Origin of the sequence: Actinocorallia herbida (genome assembly GCF_003751225.1) — a bacterium.
In the GTDB taxonomy this organism is placed as follows: domain Bacteria; phylum Actinomycetota; class Actinomycetes; order Streptosporangiales; family Streptosporangiaceae; genus Actinocorallia; species Actinocorallia herbida.
In genome coordinates, this window is the sequence record NZ_RJKE01000001.1 from 7,930,831 (window position 1) to 7,951,655 (window position 20,825).

Here is a 20,825-nt window from a genome sequence, read left to right on the forward strand (position 1 = left end):
TCCCCGATATGAGCACCATTGACTCCACCAGCGCCACGGAGCAGACCCTCGAATGGTTGCTGGAGGCGCTGCGGCAGAGAACGCCAGGCATCCGGCACATCCTCGTGCTGTCCAAGGACGGTTTGAAGATGTGCTACACCACAGGACTCGGCGTGGACCAGGCCGACCAGCTAGCCGCGATCTCCGCGGGGATCCAGAGCCTGTCGCTCAGCGCGTCGGCGGAGTTCGGGCAGCGGCTCGGGCCCGGCCAGGCGATGGTCGAGTTCCTCGGCGGGCTCCTGCTGATCGTGCCCGCCGGTGAGGGCGCCCACCTCGCCGTGGTCGCCGCCGAAGACTCCGACGTGGGGGTCATCGGGCACAACATGAGCGAACTCGTCGAGCAGATCGGCGGGTTCCTCACCGCAGCGCCCCGCCGACCTGATCCGGCGCCGTGACCCCGCGGCAGCTCGACACCGAAGATCCGGACCGGTTCTACACCGTCACCGGCGGACGGACCGACGCGGCCGACACGGGTCTGGACATCGTCACACTCGTCCTCACCGAGTCGGCGCCGACCCCCGGCATACAGTCCGAGCACGCCCAGATCCTGACGCTGGCCGAATCGCCGGTCTCCGTCGTCGAGCTGTCGGCGGAGCTACGGCTGCCGATCAGCGTCGTCAAGCTCCTCCTGGTCGACCTCATCGACACCGGACGCCTGTCGGTGCGCGGCTCCGCCGCGCGCCGGCGCTCCGAACTCCCCGACATGGAAACGCTGAAGCAGGTGCTCCTTGGACTCCAAAGTCTCTGACCCCGCCGCGCGCACCCCCCTGCGCAGCACCGCCACCGACGGTCTGAAGATCGTCGTCGTGGGCGGCTTCGGGGTCGGCAAGACATCGATGGTCGGCGCGGTGAGCGAGATCAGTCCGCTCAGCACCGAGGAGGTCATGACGCAGGCGGGGGTGGGCGTCGACGACATCGGCAAAGTCGCCAGCAAGCGCACCACCACCGTCGCGTTCGACTTCGGCCGCATCACCCTCAACGCCGAGCAGGTCCTCTATCTGTTCGGGGCGCCCGGCCAGGACAGGTTCTGGTTCCTATGGGACCAGCTGTTCTCCGGCAGCCTCGGCGCGGTCGTCCTGGTGGACACCCGCAGGTTGAAGGACTCCTGGTACGCGATCGACCGGCTCGAACACCACGGAATGCCGTTCGTCGTGGCGGTCAACCGCTTCGAGCCGACCGAACCGAGCCTGGAGCAGGTGCGGGACGCGCTGTCGCTGTCGCCGGACGTGCCCATGCTGGACTGCGACGCGCGCATGCGCGAGTCGTGCAAGCTCGTCCTGATCTCGCTGGTCCGCCATCTGACCCGTCTCTCGGAGGCCAAGCTTTGACCGCGGAAGAGCCGATCCGTCTGTACGGCACGCACATCGCGGCCGACCCGACCGATCTGTACGAGGAGATCCGGCGCTCCTACGGGCCCGTCGCGCCGATCCTCCTGGACGACGACGTGCCCGCCTGGTTCGTCATCGGATACCGGGAGGCGCACCACATCACGAGCAACCCGCAGCTGTTCGCCCGGGACTCGCGCCGCTGGAACCAGTGGGAGCACATCTCGGCGGAGTGGCCGCTCATGCCGTACGTGGGCTGGACGCCGTCGGTGATGTTCGCCGAGGGCCCCGAGCACCAGCGGCGCGCGGGCGCGATCGGCGACGCGCTGGACATCTTCGACCGGACCGAGGTCGCCGCGATCTGCGAGCGGGCCGCCGACGTGCTCATCGACGAGTTCTCCGGCGACGGCTCGGCCGACCTCATCGCGCAGTTCTCCTCGCAGATCACCCTTCAGGTGCTGGCGAAGCTCTTCGGGCTGCCGGACAAGGACATCCCGATCCTGGTCCAGGACGTCGCGGAGTCTTTGGACGTCGACGAGAAGGCGGCGCTCGCGCACGGCCGCATCCAGGAGCGGATGCAGCGCCTGGTGGCGGAGAAGCACGCCGTCCCCGGGCCGGACGTGCCGTCGCGGCTGATCGAGCACTCCGCGGGGCTGACCGACGACGAGATCATCATCGACCTGCTCGTGGTGATGGCCGCCGCGCAGGCGCCGGTGGGCAACTGGATCGGCAACGCGCTGCGGCTGATGCTCATCGACGACGACTTCTCGGTGTCGCTCCAGGGCGGCCGCTCCAGCGTCTCGCACGCGCTGAACGAGGTCCTGTGGAAGGACACCCCGACGCAGAACTTCATCGGGCGGTTCGCGGTGCACGACAGCGAGCTGGGCGGGCGCCGGATCAAGCGGGGCGACCTGCTCGTCATGGGATACGCGGCCGCGAACCGCGACCCGCAGGTGTCCCCGTCCTACCACCACACCGGGACGAACCGGGCGCACATGTCCTTCGGGCATGGCGAGCACGGCTGCCCCTACCCGGGCCCCGAGCTGGGCGAGGTCATCGCGAAGACGGCGATCGAGGTGCTGCTGGACCGGCTGCCCGACGTGGCGCTCGCGGTGAGCGCGAAGGAGCTGCAGTGGCGGCCGTCGCTGTGGATGCGCGGCCTGTTCACCCTGCCCGTCACCTTCACGCCCACCGCGCGGATGGACTTCTAGCGCGTCAGGCCGGGGTGAACTCCACCTGGAGCGAAGCCGGGCCGCGCGTGAAGACGCCCTTCTCGACCGGGACGAAGCCGTCGGCCAGCTTCAGGTCGGGGAGGGCGTCGAGCAGCTGGTTGGTGGCGACCTCGATCTCGGTCTTGGCCAGCAGGGCGCCCACGCAGAAATGCCGGCCGAGCGCGAACGCCAGGTGGTCGGCGGCGGCCGAGAAGGCGCTCGTGGTGTTGAGGTCGTCCCGGAAGATGTTGAAGGAGTCCGGGTCCTTGTAGCGCTCGGGGTCGCGGTTGGCGGACCCGATCAGCGCGGTGACGGTCTTGCCCGCGGGGATGACGCCCCCGGCGATCTCCACCTCTTCCGCGGGCTCGCGCATGATCATGTGCACCGGCGGGCGCAGCCGCAGGGTCTCGGCGAACGCGGCGGAGATGAGGCCGCGGTCCTCGCGCACCGCCGCGAGCTGCTCGGGGTGCTGGAGGAGCAGCGCGAACATGCTCGCGACCGCCTTGTCGGTGGTCTCCCCGCCCGCGGCGAGCAGAAGGCTGCAGAAGGACTTCACGTCCTCGTCGCTCATGGTCTCGCCGTCGATCTCGGCGGTGACGAGCGTGGACAGGAGGTCGTCGCCGAGCGCCGACCTGCGGGCCTGGACGACCGGGAGCATGTACTCGGCGAACTCGGCCTTGGTCTGGAGGCCGCTGGCGGTCACCTGCTCGTCGCCGCTCAGGTTGCCGAGGAAGGCGATGATCGAGGTGTACCACTTCTGGAACTTGGGCTGGTCGGCCTTGTCGAGGCCGAGCATGTCCACGATGACGCCGACCGGGAAACGGGTCGCGAATTGGGCGACGAGATCCGCCGATCCGGTCGACCGGAACCCGTCGATGAGGTCCGCGGAGTTCCGCTCGATGATCGGCAGGAACTTCTCCTGGAGTTCGCTTCCCCTAAACGCGGGGGCGACGAGCGCGCGGCGGACGGAGTGCTCCCGGCCGCTCAACTGCACAATGGTCTTTCCGTGGACCGGCTCAAGCTGCCAGTCGTAGTTCGCGGTAGTGAAGGCCGAGTCCTTGAAGACCCGCTCGACGTCCGTGTAACGCGAGACCACGTAGGACTGCATGGCCTCGTGGTAGAAGAGGGGCGCCTGCTCACGGAAGACTGCGTACGCGCTGTACGGGTCCGCAGCGAATTCCGGCGACAGCATATCGGGAATTGTCCCGGTCACGATCAGGCCTCTCGTCGGGGAAGTTTCCGACTTTCACCCTAAGGAGCGAGCGGCACAAGATCCAGATCTGCTTGCGTGACGAGCCGTCACCCGAAGTGCAATTTCCCTCCGGATGACGGCTCAATGAGCAATAAAGCGCTGCGGTGTCAGGAGACCTGCGTGGTGACCGTCACACCGGTGTCCGCGGCGTCACCGGTCTGGTAGACGTACGCGGCCGCCGCGGTGTCACCGAGCTGCGCCTTGAGGAACAGCGCGGCCCAGCGCGCGGTGGTGGCGATGCTGTCGGCCTGCCCGATGGTCTGGGTCGAGGTCTCGGCCTCGGCCCCGGGCGGGCTCTGCACGTTGGTGATGCCGTAGTGGTTGGCGCCGGCGATCCGGACGATCTGCTTCGGCCCGTTCTTCAGCTTGCCGTAGGAGGACTCGGCGTCGGCCGGGAGCGCGGCGCCGTCGACGGTGCCCTGGAGCAGCTGGACGGGGATGTCGTTGTCCATCGCGGCGAAGGTGCCGAAGAGGGGCAGCTTGTTGTTGGTGCCGTACAGCGCGGCGGCCTTCACCTCGGCCGGCCGGGAGTAGCCGAGCGTGGTGCAGAACGGGATGCCGCACGACTCCTCGGCGACGCCCAGGGCGGCCGCGCCGCCGAAGGAGTGGCCGAGCAGGACGAGGCTGTCGGTGTCGATCTTGCCGGCGAGCGGCGAGGCGGCGTTGGCGTCCTCGTCGTTCATCCAGTCGACGGCCTCGGCGGGCATCGTCTGCGACGGGTAGTAGTTCTGGTCGAAGAAGACCAGGCGCTTGTGGTTGGGCACCACGACGATGAAGCCGTAGGCGGCGATCGCCTCGGCGTACTGCGCGTAGTACATCCGGTGCACCTTCGCGCCCTGCATGAGCAGCGCGACGGGCAGGCGGCCGGTCGCGCCGGCCGGGTAGTAGACGTCGGCGCCGTCGTTCTCCACCTGGCTGGAGTAGTGGGCGACGACGGGCACCGCGGACGCGGGCGCCTGGAAGGTGGACAGGAGCCCGGCCGCGAGAGCGGCGGCCACGGCGAGACGGGGGGTACGTCCAAGACGCACGGGCTTCCTCCGAAGGAGAGGGGTTCCATATGGAGAGTTTCCGTTGTGAAACATTGTTCCACTTAGGCATACGGAGTTTCCCTGACGGATACGGGTGTGGTCAAGGGCGCGGGGCGGTCGGAAGGTGACGGAGTGGCCTCGGAGGGGACCGTGGCGGGCCCGCGAGGGGCGCCCACGGGGGTCCGGCCCGGCTCAATTCCCGATAGAAACGGGGTGCGGTTTTGTCGCCGATGCACAGCCCGCAGGCAGACGGGAAAGCCGCCAATTGCGCCGGTTGCCAGGTGAGTTGGGCCACTGTACGGTCCTGAATTCATGGACCTCTCGCCGGCGCAGTTCAGCATGTGGGCGGCGCAGCAGCTCGCACCGGAACTTCCCCTGAAGATCGGCCTTTACGCCGACCTGGACGGTGCCTTCGACCCGGACACACTCTGCTCCGTCGCCGCTCGGATACTGAGCGAAATCGAGGCCCTGCAGGTGCGGATCGAGACCGTCGACGGGGTTCCGCGACAGGCCCCCGGCCATTGTCTTGACAATTCAGTGACCCGTGTAAATTTCGCGGGGGAATCGGATCCCGAGACCGCCGCGCAGCGTTGGATGCGGGCCGATCTCCGGGCGCCGCTCCGGCTCGGCGCCGACCCCCTGTTCCGGCTCGCCCTGCTGACGCTCGGACCGGGACGGGCGTACTTCTACGTCAGGTCGCACCACATGGCCCTCGACGGGTACGGCGGCCAGATCATCATCCGGCAGGCCACCGCGGCGTATGCGGCGGTGCTCCGCGGCGAAGAGCCCGACATCGACTTCGGCTCGCTCGCCGACGCCGTGGCGGGCGAGATCGCTTACACCTCGTCCGAGCGGCACGCGCGCGACCGCGCCTACTGGACGGAGCGGTTCGCCGAGCCTCCGGAGGTGCGCAGCCCGTCCGGGCGGCACGACCCCGTACCGCCGTCCATCGACTTCCACCGGGTCGGCGGACTTCTGACCGAGGACCTCTCCGGGCCTGCGCGCGCGCTGGGCACGAACGTCCCCGGGCTGCTCCTGGCCGCGGCCGCCGCCTTCACCGCGCGGACCACCGGGACGGACGACGTGAGCCTCGGCGTGCCTGTGGCGGCCAGGACCACCCCGGTCGCGCGGCGGACCCCGGCGATGATGTCCAACGTGCTGCCGCTGCGCACCAGGATCGACCCGGCCCTGACCGTCGCGGAGTTCGTCAGGTCCGTCACCGCCGACGCGGGGGCGCTGCTGCGCCGGCAGCGGTACCGGTACGAGGAGCTGCGGCGTGAGCTCGGGCTCGCCGCCGACCCCCGGCCGCTGTACGGGCCCGTCGTGAACATCCTGCGCCTCGACAAGGCGATCACACTGCCGGGGACCCGGCTCGACCTGCGCGTGCTCGCCCTCGGGCCGACCCAGGACCTCGCCGTCAACGTCTACGACGGCTTCGAGGGGGCGCTGCGCGTCGACTTCGACGGCAACCCCGCCCTCTACACCCCGGAAAGCCTCGCCTCCCTGCGCGAGTCCTTCCTCGCCGTCCTCGGCGCCCTCGCGTCGGCGGCTCCTGAGACCCCGTACGGGCGGCTCGCCCTTGGGCCGGAGCCTGAGGCCCTCATCGGACCGGCGGAGGCCGAGGCCCGCACGCTCGCCTCTTACGTCGCCGAACAGGCCGGGCTGCGCCCTGACGCCGTCGCGGTGGAGACCGACGACGCGCGGCTGACCTACGCCGAGCTGGAGTCCGCGGCCGACCGCCTCGCCCGCCGCCTCCTGGACCGGGGCGCGGGACCCGGCGAACTCGTCGCGCTGGCGCTGCCGCGCTCGGCCGAGCTGATCACGGCGATCGTGGCGGCCGGCAAGACCGGCGCCGCTTACGTGCCTCTGGACCCGGCCTACCCCGCCGAGCGGCTGCGGTACATGCTGGACGACTGCCGTCCGCTGCTCGCCCTCGCCCTTCCCGAGGACGTCCCCGCCCTTCCCGCGCGGGAATGGCTGTCTCCCGGCGACGTTCCTTCGTCCCCCACGGAGCCCGTCTCCTATGCGGCCCGCCCCGATGAGACGGCCTACGTCATCTACACGTCGGGGTCCACAGGGCATCCCAAGGGCGTCCTCGTCACCCACCGAGGGCTCGCCTCACTCGCCGACCACCAGCGCGCGCTGAACGACGTCTCCCCCGGGGACCGGGTCCTCAGCGGGTCCTCGCCGAGCTTCGACGCCTCGATCCTGGAGCTGCTGCTGGCGTTCGCCTCCGGCGCGAGCCTGGTGCTGACCCCGCGCGGCGTCAACGTCGGCGGCGAGCTGCGCGACCGCCTCGCCGGGGTGACGCACGCCTTCTTCATCCCTTCGGTCCTCGCCTCGGTCCCCGAAGGGCCGCTCCCCGAGCTGCGCGCGATCTCCGTCGGCGGCGAGGCCTGCCCGCCCGAGCTGATCGGCCGGTGGGCGCCGGGACGGGTGATGCTCAACGCGTACGGGCCGACCGAGACCACGATCGTCACCGCGATGGGACCGCTGCCCGACGGGGAGGGCGCGCCGATCGGGCGGCCGGTCCGCGGCGCGCGCCACTACGTCCTGGACGGCTCGCTGCGGCCCTCGCACGTCGGGGTGCCGGGTGAGCTGTACGTCGGGGGCGCCGGGGTCGCACGGGGCTATCTGGGGCGGCCCGGACTGACCGCCGAGCGCTTCGTCGCCGACCCGTTCGCGCCCGGCGCGCGCATGTACCGCACCGGCGACCTCGCCGTCCGGCGGCCGGACGGGGTGCTGGACTACCTCGGCCGGGCCGACGCCCAGGTCAAGGTGCGCGGGTTCCGGATCGAACTCGGCGAGATCGAGACGGTCCTGCGGCGGCATCCCGCGGTGGCGCGGGGACATGTGGTCGTGCGCGAAGACGGGGGCGTCAGGCGGCTCGTCGCCTACGTCGTGCCCACCGAGAGCGGAGATCCCGGCTCGGCCTCCGCGGCGCTGCGCGGGTTCCTCGCCGCCGAACTGCCCGAGCACATGGTGCCCGCGGCCTTCGTGATGCTCGCCGCGCTGCCGCTCACGCCCAGCGGCAAGCTCGACGTCCGCGCGCTCCCCGCGCCGGTCTTCGCCGCGGCCGCCTCCCGTGCGCCGCGCACCGCGCGCGAGGAGATCCTCGCCGGGATCTTCGCCGAGCTCCTCGGCCTGCCCGAGGCGGGCGCCGACGCCGACTTCTTCGCGCTCGGCGGCGACTCCCTCATCGCGGCGAGGCTCGTCGCCCGCGCCCGTGCCGCCCTGGGCGTAGAGCTGTCCGTACGCGACCTGTTCGAGCACCCGACGGTCGCGGGCCTCGCCGCGGCGGCGTCCCGCGAGGCGGCTCTCCCCCAGCTCCGCCGCGTCGAGCACGCCCCGCTCTCCCAGCTGTCCTACGCCCAGCGCAGGCTGTGGTTCCTGAACAGGCTCGAAGGCCCCGCGGCCACCTACAACATGCCCGTGCCCCTGCGGCTTTCCGGGCCGCTGGACACCTCGGCCTTGGCGGCCGCCCTCGCGGACGTCGTCGGTCGGCACGAGACGCTGCGCACGACCTTCCCCGAAGTGGACGGCGAGCCTCGGCAGCGCGTTCACCCCTGGGAGTCGCACGGCGAAGGCGACCCGGCGTTCGGCGAGTTGTTCCGGATCGCCGAGACCGTTCCGGAAGGGCTGGGCGAGTCCCTGCGCGCGGAGGCCGTGCGCGGGTTCGACCTGGAGTCCTCGGTGCCGCTGCGCGCCTCGGTCTTCCGCGTCTCGCCCACCGAGCACGTCCTGCTCCTCGTCCTGCACCACATCGCGGGCGACGGATGGTCCATGGCCCCTCTGGCCGCCGACGTCATCGCCGCCTACACCGCACGTGCCGCCGGGAAGGCCCCGGAGTGGGACGAGCCTTCCGTCCGGTACCGGGACTACGCCGTATGGCAGGAGTCCGTCTTCGGGTCCGAGGACGACCCGGAAAGCCTGCTGTCCCGTCAGAGCGACTACTGGCAGCGCGCCCTTGCCGGGCTGCCCGACACGCTCCCTCTGCCGGTCGACCACGCGCGCCCGTCCGTCGCCTCATACGCCGGAGACACCTACCGGTTCACCATCGACGCCGACCTCCACACCGCGCTCAACGCGCTCGCCCGTCAGGCGCAGGCGAGCCTGTTCATGGTCGTGCAGGCCGCGCTGGCCGCTCTGCTCACCCGGCTGGGCGCGGGCACCGACATCCCCCTCGGCTCCCCCGTCGCCGGACGCTCCGACGCCGCGCTCGACGACGTCGTCGGCGTGTTCGTCAACACCCTCGTCCTCCGCTCGGACACCTCCGGGGACCCCGCGTTCACGGAACTGCTCGCCCGTGTCCGCGAGACCGACCTCGCCGCCTACGCCCACCAGGACCTGCCCTTCGAGCGGCTGGTCGAGCTGCTCAACCCCGTGCGCTCCCTCGCCCGGCACCCGCTGTTCCAGGTGATGCTCACCCTCCAGAACAACCCTCCCGCGCGCGTCGAGGTCGACGGCCTGGCCGTCGCGGTCGAACCGGTGGACGCCGGGGTCGCCAAGTTCGATCTGGAGGTCCAGTTCGAGCCGGGCCCCGACGGCACCCTGCTCGGATCGATCGAGTACGCCACCGACCTGTTCGGCGCCGCCACGGCGGCCCGGCTCGGCGGCTGGCTGCGCGCGGTGCTCGCCGCCGTCGCCGCCGACCCGTCGGTGCGCGTGGAGGACCTCGACCTGCCGGGCGCCGCCGAGACCCGCGACGCGGTCCGGCGGCGGGTCGCCCGGCAGGCCGACCCCCGGCTCGTCGCCTACGTGGTGCCCGCGCCGGGCGCCGTCATCGACCCCGCCGAACTGCTCGCGTTCGTCCGCGAGCACCTGCCGGAGTCGATGGTCCCCTCGGCCCTGACCGTCCTGGACGCGCTGCCGCTCACCGCCAACGGCAAGGTCGACGTCAAGAACCTGCCGAGACCCGACCCTTCGGCCCTCGCCACCGCGGTGTACCGGGCGCCGCGCAGCGAGCCGGAGCGGATCCTCGCCGAGATCTTCGGCGAGCTGCTCGGCGCCGACCGCGTCGGCGTCGACGACGACTTCTTCGCGCTCGGCGGCAACTCGCTGCTCGCCATGCGCGTCACCTCGCGGGCGCGGACCGCCCTCGCGGTCGAGCTGCCCGTCCGGGCGCTGTTCGAGACCCCGACCGTCGCGGGGCTCGCCGGGCTGCTCGCCGACGCGGTGCCCGCCCGGCCCCCGCTGCTGCCCGCCGAGCGGCCCTCCCCGATCCCGCTGTCCTACGCCCAGGCCCGGCTGTGGTTCATCAACCGGTTCGAAGGCCCGTCGGCGACCTACAACCTGCCGATCGCGCTGCGGCTCACCGGAGAGCTCTCCCACGAGGCGCTGCGCAAGGCGCTGGGCGACGTCGTCTCCCGGCACGAGTCCCTGCGGACCGTCTTCCCCGACACCGCGGGCGTGCCGCGCCAGCAGATCCTCGACCCGCGCACCGCCGTGCCCGCGCTCGCCGTCGCCGACGCCACCGACGCCGCGCTGCCCGCGCTGCTCGCCGAGGCCGCCGGCCGAGGGTTCGACATCGCCGCCGAACCGCCGCTGCGCGCCCACCTGTTCCGGCTGTCCCCGACCGAACACGTCGCGCTCCTGGTGCTGCACCACATCGCGGGCGACGGCTGGTCCCTCGCGCCGCTGGCCCGTGACGTCGTCACCGCCTACGCGGCCCGTGCGGGGGGCGCCGAGCCCGGCCTGCGGCCGCTGCCCGTCCAGTACGCCGACTACACGCTGTGGCAGCAGGAGCTGCTCGGCGCCGACGACGACCCCGCGAGCCTCACCGCAAGGCAGCTCGCCTACTGGACCGAGGCCCTGGCCGGGCTCCCGGAGGAACTGCCTCTGCCCGCCGACAGGCCCCGCCCGGAGCAGGCCACCTACCGGGGCGGCACCCTGCGCTTCACCCTGCCCGCGCGCCTGCACGCCGCGCTCTCGGCGTTCGCGCGGGAGACCCGCACGTCGGAGTTCATGGTGGCGCGCGCCGCATTCGCCGCGCTGCTGTCACGGCTGAGCGGAGCCACCGACGTCCCCGTCGGCTCACCCATCGCGGGCCGCACGGACGCCGCCCTGGACGACCTCATCGGCATGTTCGTGAACATGCTCGTCCTGCGCACCGACACTTCCGGCGACCCCACCTTCCGAGAACTCCTCGCCCGCGTCCGCGAGACCGACCTCGCCGCCTACGCCCACCAGGACCTGCCCTTCGAGCGGATCGTGGAGGCGCTGAACCCGCCACGGCACCTCGGCCGCCACCCGCTCTTCCAGCACGGCCTCACCTTCCAGAACAACCCCGAGGCGAGCCTCGACCTCGACGGGTTCAGCGCGCGGGTGGAGCCGCTGCACGCCGCGGTGGCCCGCTTCGACCTTCTGCTGGCCCTCAGCGAGACCTTCACCCCCGACGGGGACCCTGACGGCCTCGTCTGCGAGCTCGAATACGCACTCGACCTCTACGACCCGGCTACGGCGCGCGCCTTCGCGGCCCGCTTCGCGCTGCTCCTTGAGGCGTTTCTCGACGCTCCCGACGCACCCGTCGCCTCGCATTCCCTGCTCACGCCCGCCGAGCGGGACGTCATCCTTGACGACTGGGCCAACGGCCTGCTGGAGACGCTTCCGCCGGTGCCCTTCCCCGGTGCGGAACCTTCGGCCGAAGCCGCTCTCGCGGGCCCGGCCAGGGGAGGAACGGGCGGGCTCCGGGCGGTCCCCCGGTCCCCCCTTCGCGAGGCGCGGTCGGTGGTCGAGGTGTTCGAGGGCTGGGCGGCGCGGGCACCCGAAGCCGTCGCGGTGTCTTACGAGGGCGAACAGGTCTCGTACGGCGAGCTGAACCGGCGCGCGAACCGGCTGGCCCGGCTGCTCATCGAGCGCGGCGCAGGGCCCGAGCGGTTCGTGGCGGTCGCCCTGCCCCGGTCCGCCGACCTCGTGGCCGCGATCCTGGGCGTCCTCAAGTCCGGCGCGGCCTATGTGCCGATCGACCCCGACTACCCGGCCGAGCGGATCGCCTACACCGTCGCCGACAGCGCGCCCGTGCTCACCGTGGACGAGGCGGTGCTCGCCGACGCCGAGGGCCTGCCCGACACCGATCCGGGCGTCGCGCTCGATCCCGGCCACCCCGCGTACGTGATCTACACGTCGGGCTCGACCGGACTGCCCAAGGGCGTCGTCGTCCCGCACGCGAACGTGCTGCGGCTCATGTCCTCGACCGAGCGGTGGTTCTCGTTCGGCCCGGACGACGTGTGGACGCTGTTCCACTCTGCGGCGTTCGACTTCTCCGTCTGGGAGCTGTGGGGGGCGCTGCTCTACGGGGGTCGCCTCGTCGTCGTGCCTTACGCGGTCTCCCGGAGCCCCGAGGACTTCCTCGGCCTCCTCGACCGCGAGCGCGTCACCGTGCTCAACCAGACGCCTTCGGCGTTCTACCAGCTGATGGCCTCCGACGACGGCCGGCCGCTCGCTCTTCGGTACGTGGTCTTCGGCGGCGAGGCCCTGGAGCTCAAGCGCCTCGCCGACTGGTACGCCCACGGCCGGGACGCGCTCCTGGTCAACATGTACGGCATCACGGAGACGACCGTGCACGTCTCCTACGCCGCGCTCGATCCGCTGACGTGCGCGACCGCGCCCGGGTCCGTCATAGGCACCGGCATCCCTGACCTGCGCACCTATGTGCTCGACGCGCGGCTGCGCCCCGTCCCGCCCGGAGTCGTCGGGGAGCTCTACGTCGCCGGGGCGGGACTCGCCCGCGGCTACCTGAACCGGCCCGCGCTGAGCGCCGGGCGGTTCGTCGCCGACCCGTACGGGCCGGAGCCCGGCGGCCGCATGTACCGGTCCGGCGACCTCGCCAGGCACCTGCCCGACGGGACCCTCGACTACCTCGGCCGCGCCGACCACCAGGTGAAGATCCGCGGCTTCCGGATCGAACTCGGCGAGATCGAGGCCGCCCTCGCGGCCCTGCCCGAGGTCGCGGACGCGGCGGTCGTCGCGCGGGACAGCAGGCTCGTCGCCTACGCCGTGCCCGCGAACCCCGAAGGGCCGCCCCTGGACGTCGCGGCGCTGCGGGCCGCGTTGGGCGAGACACTGCCTTCGCACATGGTCCCCGCGCTGTTCCAGATCCTCGACAGGCTGCCGCTCACCTCCAACGGCAAGCTCGACCGCGGAGCCCTGCCCGAGCCTTCGGCGCCCGAACGCGGCGCGGGACGGATGCCGCAGGGTGAGGCGGAAGAGACGATGGCCGCCCTGTTCGCCGAGGTTCTCGGGGTGTCCGGGGTCGGCTCCGACGACGCGTTCTTCGACCTCGGCGGCGACTCGATCGTCGCGATCCAGCTCGTCGCGCGGGCGCGGCAGGCCGGCCTGGTGATCACCGCGCGCGAGGTGTTCCAGCTGCGCACGGTCGCCGCGCTCGCCGCCGCGGCCCGTCCGGCGGGCGCCGACGACGCGGTCGAGCGGGAGGAGCCGGGCGCCGGGCTGGGCGCCGTCCCGCCGACCCCGATCACCGCGTGGCTGCTGGAGCGCGGCGGCGACCTCACCGCCTTCCAGCAGTCGGTGCTGCTCCGGGTGCCGCCCGGCCTGGACGAGGCAAGGCTGGTCCACGCCTTGCGCGCGGTCATCGACCACCACGACATGCTGCGCGCGCGTCTGGAGGACGGCCGCCTCGTCGTCGCGGATCCCGGGAGCGTGGACGCCGCCCCGCTCGTCCGCCGCGTCGCCGGGCTCGACGCCCTGGACGTCGAGGCGCGCGCCGCGGCCGCCCGCCTCGACCCGTACCGCGGTGTGCTCGTCCAAGCCGTCTGGTTCGACGCCGGAGACGCGCAGGGCAGGCTCCTGGTGATGGGCCACCACCTGGCCGTCGACGGGGTCTCCTGGCGCATCCTGCTGCCCGACCTGGTCACCGCGCTGGTCTCCGACGCCCCGCTCGCCCCGGTGCCGACCTCGTTCCGCCGCTGGGCGGGCAAGCTCACCGCCGAGGCCGCCGACCCCGGCCGGGCCGCGGAACTCGACACCTGGCTCGACCTCGTCGAGGGGCCCAACCCTCGCCTCGGCGCCCGCGCGCTCGACCCGGTCAAGGACACCGCGGCGACCACGCTGGCGCACACCGTCGAGATCGGAACCGACACGACGGGGCCACTGCTTTCGGACGTCACCTCGGCGTTCCACGCGGGCCCCGACGACGTCCTGCTCACCGGGCTGTCCCTCGCCGTCGGCCACTGGCGCCGGACTCGCGGGGGCCGTGGCAGCGGTGTTCTCCTCGACCTGGAGGGCCATGGCCGCGAGGAGGTCGTCCCCGGCGTCGACCTCTCCCGGACCGTCGGGTGGTTCACCAGCCTGTACCCGGTGCGGCTCGATCCCGGCGCGGCCGACTGGCAGGACGTCGCGACGGGCGGGGCCGCCGCCGGGCGGGCCCTCAAGGCCGTCAAGGAGCAGCTGCGCAAGGTCCCCGACAACGGGATCGGATTCGGGCTCCTCAGGTACCTCAACGAGGAGACCGCGGAGGAACTGCGCGACCTTCCGCAGGCGCAGATCGTCTTCAACTACCTCGGCCGCGTCGCCTCGTCGGAGGACGACTGGAGCCCCGCACCGGAGGAGCTGCCGCCCGGAGAGGACCCGGGGATGCCCGTCGCGCACGTGCTGGAGATCAACGCGGTGACCGAGGACCGTCCGGACGGCCCCGTCCTGCGCGTCACGCTGACTTGGCCGCAGGACGTCTTGGCGTCCTCCGACGTCCGGGCCCTCGCCGACGACCTCTCGACGGCCCTGCACGGCCTGGTAGAACACGTCCGCATGGGCGACGCCGGAGGGTTCACCGCCTCGGACCTCCTCGTGGACCTCGACCAGAAGGAGATCGACGCCCTCCAGACGGCCTGGCGCAATAGGTAGAACGTGTTCTAGATTTCCGGGTGTGAGCTACGTACTGGTGGACAGGCCCCGCAAGGGGATCGCGCGGATCACGCTGAACCGCCCCGACCGGATGAACGCGATGGCCTTCGACGTCATGGTCCCGCTGCGGGACGCGATCGAGAACGCCTCCGCCGACAACGACGTCCGGGCCATCGTGCTGACCGGGGCGGGCGAGGGCTTCTGCTCCGGCGCCGACCTCACCGACCCCGGCCCTCCCCCGGGCATCGCGGGGCTCACCCTGCCCTCGATCGCCCGCCGCGCCATGGAGGTGCTCGACCGGGTCGTCCTCGCCCTGCGCCAGGCCCACCAGCCCGTCATCGCCGCGGTGAACGGCCCCGCCATCGGGGGCGGCTTCTGCCTGGCGATGGCCGCCGACGTGCGGATCGCGGCGGAAAGCGCGGTGTTCCGCGCGGCGGGCATCACCAACGGCCTCACCGCCGCCGAGCTCGGCCTGTCCTACCTGCTCCCCCGGGCCATCGGCTCCTCCCGCGCCTTCGAGATCATGCTGTCCGGCAGGGACGTCGACTCCGGCGAGGCCGAAAGGATCGGACTCGTCTCCCGGACCGTCCCCGGCGACGACCTCCTCACCGTCGCCGAAGACCTCGCCGAACGGACCGCGTCCTTCAGCCGCCTGGGCACCGAGATGACCAAGCGCCTGCTCTGGTCGTCGCTCGACGCCGCGAGCCTCCAGTCCCACATGGAGCAGGAGACCTACGCCCAGCTCCTCGTCCGCCTCACCACCCGCAACTTCGACGAGGCCGTCCGCGCCCGCCGCGAGTCCCGTCCGCCCGTCTACGACGACTAGGGCCCCCGAAACCGATTCGCACACCTCCCCGCCTCCTGGTAATGTTCTCCACGTCGAGCGAAGCACTGCTCAACAACCCGCGCCGCTAGCTCAGTTGGTTAGAGCAGCTGACTCTTAATCAGCGGGTCCGGGGTTCGAGTCCCTGGCGGCGCACCACAAAGATCGAGCCCGTTCCCCCCGGAACGGGCTCATCTGCTTTTCCCCGCTCCGCCCGCCTCCTTTGCCATCTGGTGGGTTATCCACAGCCGAAAAAATCTTCGGGCGGCCTCCGGTGGCAGAATCGTGATCGGGCGGATCTCGGGGTCCGCCGTGCACGTCGCGGGGCGGAGAGGCCGGGAAATGAGCGGGCGCAAGCTGCGGAAACTGGGATTCCTGACGATCGGGCTGTTCGACGGGAGCGACCCGGCGCGCGGCCACGAGACGACCCTGGAGATCATCGAACTGGGCGAACGGCTCGGGTTCGACACCGCGTGGGTGCGGCACCGGCACCTGCAGTACGGGATCTCCTCGCCGGTGGCGGTGCTCGCGGCCGCCTCCCAGCGGACGAGCCGGATCGAACTCGGCACGGCGGTGATCCCCCTCGGCTGGGAGAACCCGCTGCGGCTGGCCGAGGACCTCGCCACCGTGGACGTCCTGTCCGGCGGGCGGCTGAACCCGGGCGTCAGCGTCGGTCCGCCGATGCGGTGGGACACCGTCAAGGAGGCGCTGTACCCGGACACCGCGGAGGCCGAGGACTTCGGATACGGCCGGGTCGCCCGCCTGCTCGACCTCATCCGCGGAGAGCGCCCGCTCGGCACGGCCGGGACCGAGGGGTTCGACGTGTTCGCCGACCGCGTCCAGCCGCACTCCCCCGGCCTCGCCTCCCGCCTGTGGTACGGCGGAGGCGGCCTGCACTCGGCCCGCTGGGCCGGTGCGAACGGCATGAACTTCCTCACCTCCAACGTCGTGCGCGCCGAGGAGTCCGAGGACTTCCAGGAGATCCAGCTCTCCCACATCCAGGCGTTCCGCGCCGCCCACCCGGACGGCGAGTCCGCCCGGGTCTCCCAGGGCCTGGTCGTGATCCCCACCGACTCCGCGACCTCAGAGCAGCGCGCCAAGTACGCCGCCTACGCCGAGACCCGCACCCCCCGCACGAGGGAACCCCAGGGCCCCGCCCGCGTGATGTTCGCCCCCGACCTCGTAGGCACCTCCACCGAGATCGCCGACCGCCTAGCCGCCGACCCCGCCTTCGCCGAAGTCGAAGAGGTCGCCTTCGCCCTCCCCTTCACCTTCGCCCAAGACGACTACGTCCAGATCCTCACCGACACCGCCGAACGCCTAGCCCCAGCCCTCGGCTGGTCCCCAACGATGCCGTAGTCAGACACTGGCAACCCGGACATTTCTTCCGCGATGATCCGTGACGTGCCACCAGTGCGCCTGTGCTGCGCGGTGGTGTCCTGTCGCCACGCCGCCCGCCCATGCCTCCGGAACGGGCTCATTACCCCGTCCGTTTTCCACGACCACCGGCAGAGTACGCCCTGTGGTTCCGTGGCCTGGTCAAGGAGGACCTCGCCTCCGCCACGCAGGTGGCCCAAGCAGTCGCGGCACTACGCGAAGAAGGCCCGACTCTGGGCAGGCCCCTCGTCGATCGCCCGCTGGCCGAACAGCTCTACATCGCCTACACCGCCGAAGAGGAGACGTGATCATGCCTCGGCGCACTCCGCAGGACTGGGAAAGCCTGGAACAGGAGCTTCACGACGCCGGCGTCCTTCCAGCGGAGATCGAGGCGGGCGCGCGTCAGCTTCTGGCCGAGGCGCGCGGGCACCAGCTCGCAGAAGCCCGCAGGCATGCGGGTGTCACCCAGCGGGCCCTGGCGGCGATCATGGGCCTGAGCACCGCGCGCGTCTCCCAGATCGAGCATGGCGAGGTCACCTCCATCGACGTCATCGCCAAATACGTGGAAGCCCTCGGCGGCCACCTCGACCTGGTCGCCGACTTCGGGAACCGTACGATGCGGCTTCCCGTCAGCCACCGGCCCACGGGCACCGCGGCCTGAGAACCGGCCCGGCCTGGCCACAACACCGCCGAACGCCTCCGCCCCCGCCCTCGGCACCGAGCTCTCTTCGGGCGACCTCGCGCTGGCGACGATCTGCGCGTCCTGGCCGGAGGCCCGCAAGGTCATGCAGGACCACCTGGACCGCTGGACCGCTGGACCGCCGCGGGCTACGACCGTTTCGACCTCGACTGGCTGCTGCGCTGCGTCAACGCCGTCGTCACCGGCCGCGCCCCGTTCTCCGCGCTGGAGTACGTGGACGTCGCCGACGTCCGCCGCGCTCTGGAACTGACCGTCGGCTACATCGACACCTTCCTGGACGCGGTCTCCACCCGGCTGGGCCTGGACTACGGAAGGGTGCTGCTGGGCCACTACGCGATCACGGTGGCGTGCCGGTTCCTGCACCTCAACGGCGGGACGTTCGCCGATGACGAGCAGCGCGACCGGATGCTCTACTGGTACGTGCAGACCGGCATGTGGGGGCGGTTCGCCAGCTCGGTCGAGACGGTACTCACCCGCGACTACGACACGGTCAGGACGAGCGGGCTCGACGGGCTGATCGAGGAGCTGAAGCACTCGCGAGGCGGAAACCTGGAGGTGACGCCCGAGGACTTCGCGGCGGCCACCCCCGGTTCCCGGTTCTTCCCCGTCTTGTACATGCTCGCCCGGGTCCGCGACATCAGGGATCTGCGGACAGGCAAGCCTGCGGGCCCAGGGCAGGCGGTCCAGCATGTCTTCCCCAAAGCTTCGCTCAACGGATACGGCCGTTCGGAGACGAACGCCATCGCCAACTACTGGTTCGGCGCTCCTCCCGCGCCGGGGACCACGGTTTCCGCGCTCCTGGGCGAGGCGTCCGCCGAGGCGCTCACCTCGCAGTGGATCCCGGCCGATCCCGAGCTGTGGAGCGCCGAGCGGTATCCGGACTTCCTCGCGGCGCGGCGGGAGTTGCTCGCTCCGGCGGCGAACGCCTTCCTGTACGAGCTGCTCACCGGCCGGGAGCGACCCGCTCCGCTGGAGCGCGCGCAGTCCAAGGATGAGGAGGACCCAGAGCTCCGTCGGCTCTCCGACGAGCTGGTGGAGCTGGGCTTCAACCGGCCTCAGCAGCAGTCGGAGCTGAGCTCCGTTCCGGGGCTCCCGGTCGCGGACGCCCACTGGCCGGACGGCCTGCGAACAGACCTCGACGATGATCCGATCGTACTGATCTTCGAGCTGGAGGAGTCCACCAGGAGCGGGCTCGATTGGGCCGGGTACCGCGTCTTCACGACGACGGGCGCGGTGCTCCACTACGCGCAGCAGCTCACCTGATCAGCTCCACGAGCTGCCATACGTTGGTGGACGGGTTCTTCCCGTGGTCACGGCCCGTCGGGTCGAGCCGCTTGGCCTCGGTGATCGCCGTGTCGATGTGCTTGACGAAGTCCGCGTGCCGGGTGCCGGCGCCCTTGCGCCACTGCGGCATGAGCTGTCTCAGCTCGCGCCCCGCGGCGTCCGCGCTGTGCAGCGGTCTTGTCCACTTGCGCTTGTGCAGCAGGAGCCACACCTCGAAGCACGGCGCGGACAAGGCCAGGCGCACATCGTGGCCCGCGACGATCTCCTGGAGGTCGGCGACGAGCGCGGAGTCCAGCTCGGTGTCCAAGACGCACCACACCGCATCGTAGTCCTCCCTGGTGGCCTCCACCGCACGGCGTGCGACCGCGCGGTGGTCGTCGCCGCCGTCCTTGACGATCAGGTTGAGACCACGCCGTTTGAAACCGTCGAAGTAGTTCTTCTCCGTGGGGCCCTCGCCGAGCACCAGGTAGCGCGGGTGCTCCTGGCGGGCTCCCGCCGAGCGGCGGCGCAGGTCGGTGGGGCGGCTGGCGTCGCGGCGGGGGCGGCGTGCGGGGTCACGCGTCATCGAGGTCGGGTCCCCTCTCGGCCAGCGTGGCGAGGACGAGGTCGTCGGTGATGGTCGGGACCGCGCCGTAGCGGCCCGCGAGGTAGCGCAGCTCGCGGTTCTCGTCCTTGCGCGGTTTGAAGTCGGTGAGCGGGAACAGCTCAGTGCGGCCGCACTCGTCCTTCTCGGTGAACCAGATCTGGTCGCGGCGCAGTACCTCGGCACCTTGGATCTTCCCGAGCAGCGCGGCATCGTGGGTGCTGAAGACCAGCTGGGCGGCGAGCGGGTTGGTCTTCGCGCTCTGGAACAGCCCGATCAGGTGGGCCGAGAGGTACGGGTGCAGGCTGGCGTCGAGCTCGTCGACGATCAGGGTGTCGCCGCGCCGCAGCGCCGTGAAGACGGGGTTGCTGAGGGCGATGAGCGACTGGGTGCCGGTGGACTCGTCGAAGACGCCTAGCGGGACCGTGCCGTGCTCACCCCGGTGGCGGAAGAGGACGGTCCGTTCCGGCCTGGCTTTCCGGGAGGAGGATTCGGAGAGCATCGCCCGCCGCAGCTCGAACTCCTCTTCGCTCTCCTCGACCAGCTCGGTGTCCTCGATGCCGGTGTCGGCGGCCCGGAGCAGGCCGTTGAGCCAGGAGAGGTAGGCGTCGCCGGACCGGCCGAGCAGCGCGCCCAGCTGCTGCTGCGACAGGGTGCCCATGGGGCGACGGGCCGACAGGCGGTGCGTGAACCAGTCGTAGACCTGCGCGATCTCGGCCTGGCCCTGCCTGGATCTCGCCGCAACCGAGAGGAACAGCACGTTGGTCTCGACGATGTCGGCGACGGACTTCAGCTCCTTGAAGCTGTGCGATCCCCAGTCGTAGACGTCACCTTGGCGGTGGAACACCTTGCGCCGCTGCTTGTGCGGATAGGAGTACAGCCACTCCTCCACGATCTGGTCGTCGTCGAGGGTGAAGCCGTACTCGTGGCGGACGCCGGGCTCGGAGAAGAGCTCGTCGTCGTTCCTGCGGCGGCCCAGGAGGAGGTCCACCACGAAGGACGACGGCTCGCGCCGGGCCGCGGGATCCAGTGCGTAGGGGTGCCGGATCGGGCCGCGTCCGGGCTCGCTGTCCTGAAGAGAGTCGCGGACCATGCGCCGCATGTAGAGCAGGGCGTCCAGGACGTTGGACTTACCCGAGGCGTTGGGTCCGAAGATCCCCGCGACGGGCACGGCGTCCCACTCCTCCTCGTCCGGGCCCTCGGCGGCGTAGACGGGGGTGAGCAGCACCTGCTGCTCTGCGGCCAGCGACCTGTGGTTGCTCGCGCGGAAACTCAGCAGCATTGGCCCTCCTCACTGGCTCCTGTTGAAGACCTACCCGATTTCCTGTGGAAATCTCACACAGGT

The 20,825-nt window shown here is 71.4% G+C and carries 14 protein-coding genes and 1 tRNA gene; 11 read left to right on the top strand and 4 right to left on the bottom strand.

The features are described from left to right. Window positions 1-8 precede the first annotated feature (8 nt). Genes EDD29_RS36045 through EDD29_RS36060 form a run of 4 tightly spaced genes read left to right on the top strand, consistent with a single transcriptional unit; the run spans window position 9 to window position 2,575 of the window. Window positions 9-434 carry a roadblock/LC7 domain-containing protein gene (locus tag EDD29_RS36045; protein ID WP_123668690.1) on the top strand — a complete coding sequence of 142 codons (426 nt, stop codon included), beginning with the start codon at window positions 9-11 and terminating at the stop codon, window positions 432-434. Next, window positions 431-787, top strand: coding sequence for a DUF742 domain-containing protein (locus tag EDD29_RS36050; RefSeq protein ID WP_123668691.1), 357 nt, complete (start codon window positions 431-433; stop codon window positions 785-787). The genes EDD29_RS36045 and EDD29_RS36050 overlap by 4 nt, the downstream gene beginning before the upstream one ends. Then, window positions 768-1,367, top strand: a complete 600-nt coding sequence (locus EDD29_RS36055; protein WP_123668692.1) for a GTP-binding protein — start codon at window positions 768-770, stop codon at window positions 1,365-1,367. Before EDD29_RS36050 ends, EDD29_RS36055 begins: the two co-directional genes overlap by 20 nt. Then, window positions 1,364-2,575 (top strand): cytochrome P450, encoded by a 1,212-nt coding sequence (locus EDD29_RS36060; protein WP_123668693.1) that lies wholly within the window; start codon window positions 1,364-1,366, stop codon window positions 2,573-2,575. Before EDD29_RS36055 ends, EDD29_RS36060 begins: the two co-directional genes overlap by 4 nt. A 4-nt stretch (window positions 2,576-2,579) precedes the next feature. Here the strand turns inward: EDD29_RS36060 and EDD29_RS36065 are convergent, their stop codons facing one another. Continuing rightward, window positions 2,580-3,767 (bottom strand): cytochrome P450, encoded by a 1,188-nt coding sequence (locus EDD29_RS36065; protein WP_123668694.1) that lies wholly within the window; start codon window positions 3,765-3,767, stop codon window positions 2,580-2,582. Window positions 3,768-3,934: 167 nt separating this feature from the next. Beyond that, on the bottom strand, window positions 3,935-4,855 hold the full coding sequence (locus EDD29_RS36070) for an alpha/beta hydrolase family protein (RefSeq protein ID WP_170201712.1): 921 nt from the start codon (window positions 4,853-4,855) through the stop codon (window positions 3,935-3,937). Window positions 4,856-5,167: 312 nt separating this feature from the next. Here EDD29_RS36070 and EDD29_RS36075 point away from each other — a divergent pair, with 312 nt between their 5' ends. The 7 genes from EDD29_RS36075 (at window position 5,168) to EDD29_RS36105 (ending at window position 18,876) form a co-directional block, all read left to right on the top strand. After that, window positions 5,168-14,713: a non-ribosomal peptide synthetase gene (locus EDD29_RS36075; protein WP_123668696.1), complete on the top strand. Its 9,546-nt coding sequence runs from the start codon at window positions 5,168-5,170 to the stop codon at window positions 14,711-14,713. A gap of 22 nt (window positions 14,714-14,735) precedes the next feature. Further along, window positions 14,736-15,539 (top strand): enoyl-CoA hydratase, encoded by an 804-nt coding sequence (locus tag EDD29_RS36080; RefSeq protein ID WP_123668697.1) that lies wholly within the window; start codon window positions 14,736-14,738, stop codon window positions 15,537-15,539. Between the two features lie 79 nt (window positions 15,540-15,618). Further along, window positions 15,619-15,695 (top strand) — tRNA-Lys (locus EDD29_RS36085). Between the two features lie 183 nt (window positions 15,696-15,878). After that, complete coding sequence (locus EDD29_RS36090) at window positions 15,879-16,895, top strand: LLM class flavin-dependent oxidoreductase (RefSeq protein WP_123668698.1); 1,017 nt, start codon at window positions 15,879-15,881, stop codon at window positions 16,893-16,895. Between the two features lie 101 nt (window positions 16,896-16,996). Beyond that, a complete protein-coding gene (locus EDD29_RS36095) occupies window positions 16,997-17,221 on the top strand; it encodes a hypothetical protein (RefSeq protein ID WP_123668699.1) in 225 nt (74 codons plus the stop codon). Window positions 17,222-17,223: 2 nt separating this feature from the next. Next, complete coding sequence (locus EDD29_RS36100) at window positions 17,224-17,574, top strand: helix-turn-helix domain-containing protein (RefSeq protein WP_123668700.1); 351 nt, start codon at window positions 17,224-17,226, stop codon at window positions 17,572-17,574. A gap of 252 nt (window positions 17,575-17,826) precedes the next feature. Further along, entirely contained in the window at window positions 17,827-18,876 is a 1,050-nt protein-coding gene (locus EDD29_RS36105) for a hypothetical protein (RefSeq protein WP_123668701.1), read from the top strand. On the opposite strand, the gene EDD29_RS36110 is transcribed toward EDD29_RS36105, so the two are convergent. Both EDD29_RS36110 and EDD29_RS36115 read right to left on the bottom strand, forming a co-directional pair. Beyond that, window positions 18,869-19,462 carry an RloB family protein gene (locus tag EDD29_RS36110; protein ID WP_123668702.1) on the bottom strand — a complete coding sequence of 198 codons (594 nt, stop codon included), beginning with the start codon at window positions 19,460-19,462 and terminating at the stop codon, window positions 18,869-18,871. The two genes, EDD29_RS36105 and EDD29_RS36110, sit on opposite strands and share 8 nt — an antisense overlap. Continuing rightward, window positions 19,452-20,762, bottom strand: coding sequence for an AAA family ATPase (locus tag EDD29_RS36115; RefSeq protein ID WP_123668703.1), 1,311 nt, complete (start codon window positions 20,760-20,762; stop codon window positions 19,452-19,454). Before EDD29_RS36115 ends, EDD29_RS36110 begins: the two co-directional genes overlap by 11 nt. Window positions 20,763-20,825: the final 63 nt, after the last annotated feature.

Bases quoted from the DNA above. Each gene is read 5' to 3' on its own strand.
- EDD29_RS36045 (WP_123668690.1), top strand. From the start codon at position 9: ATGAGCACCATTGACTCCACCAGCGCCACGGAGCAGACCCTCGAATGG.
- EDD29_RS36065 (WP_123668694.1), bottom strand. From the start codon at position 3,767: ATGCTGTCGCCGGAATTCGCTGCGGACCCGTACAGCGCGTACGCAGTC.
- EDD29_RS36075 (WP_123668696.1), top strand. From the start codon at position 5,168: ATGGACCTCTCGCCGGCGCAGTTCAGCATGTGGGCGGCGCAGCAGCTC.
- EDD29_RS36090 (WP_123668698.1), top strand. From the start codon at position 15,879: ATGAGCGGGCGCAAGCTGCGGAAACTGGGATTCCTGACGATCGGGCTG.
- EDD29_RS36095 (WP_123668699.1), top strand. From the start codon at position 16,997: ATGCCTCCGGAACGGGCTCATTACCCCGTCCGTTTTCCACGACCACCG.
- EDD29_RS36100 (WP_123668700.1), top strand. From the start codon at position 17,224: ATGCCTCGGCGCACTCCGCAGGACTGGGAAAGCCTGGAACAGGAGCTT.
- EDD29_RS36110 (WP_123668702.1), bottom strand. From the start codon at position 19,462: ATGACGCGTGACCCCGCACGCCGCCCCCGCCGCGACGCCAGCCGCCCC.
- EDD29_RS36115 (WP_123668703.1), bottom strand. From the start codon at position 20,762: ATGCTGCTGAGTTTCCGCGCGAGCAACCACAGGTCGCTGGCCGCAGAG.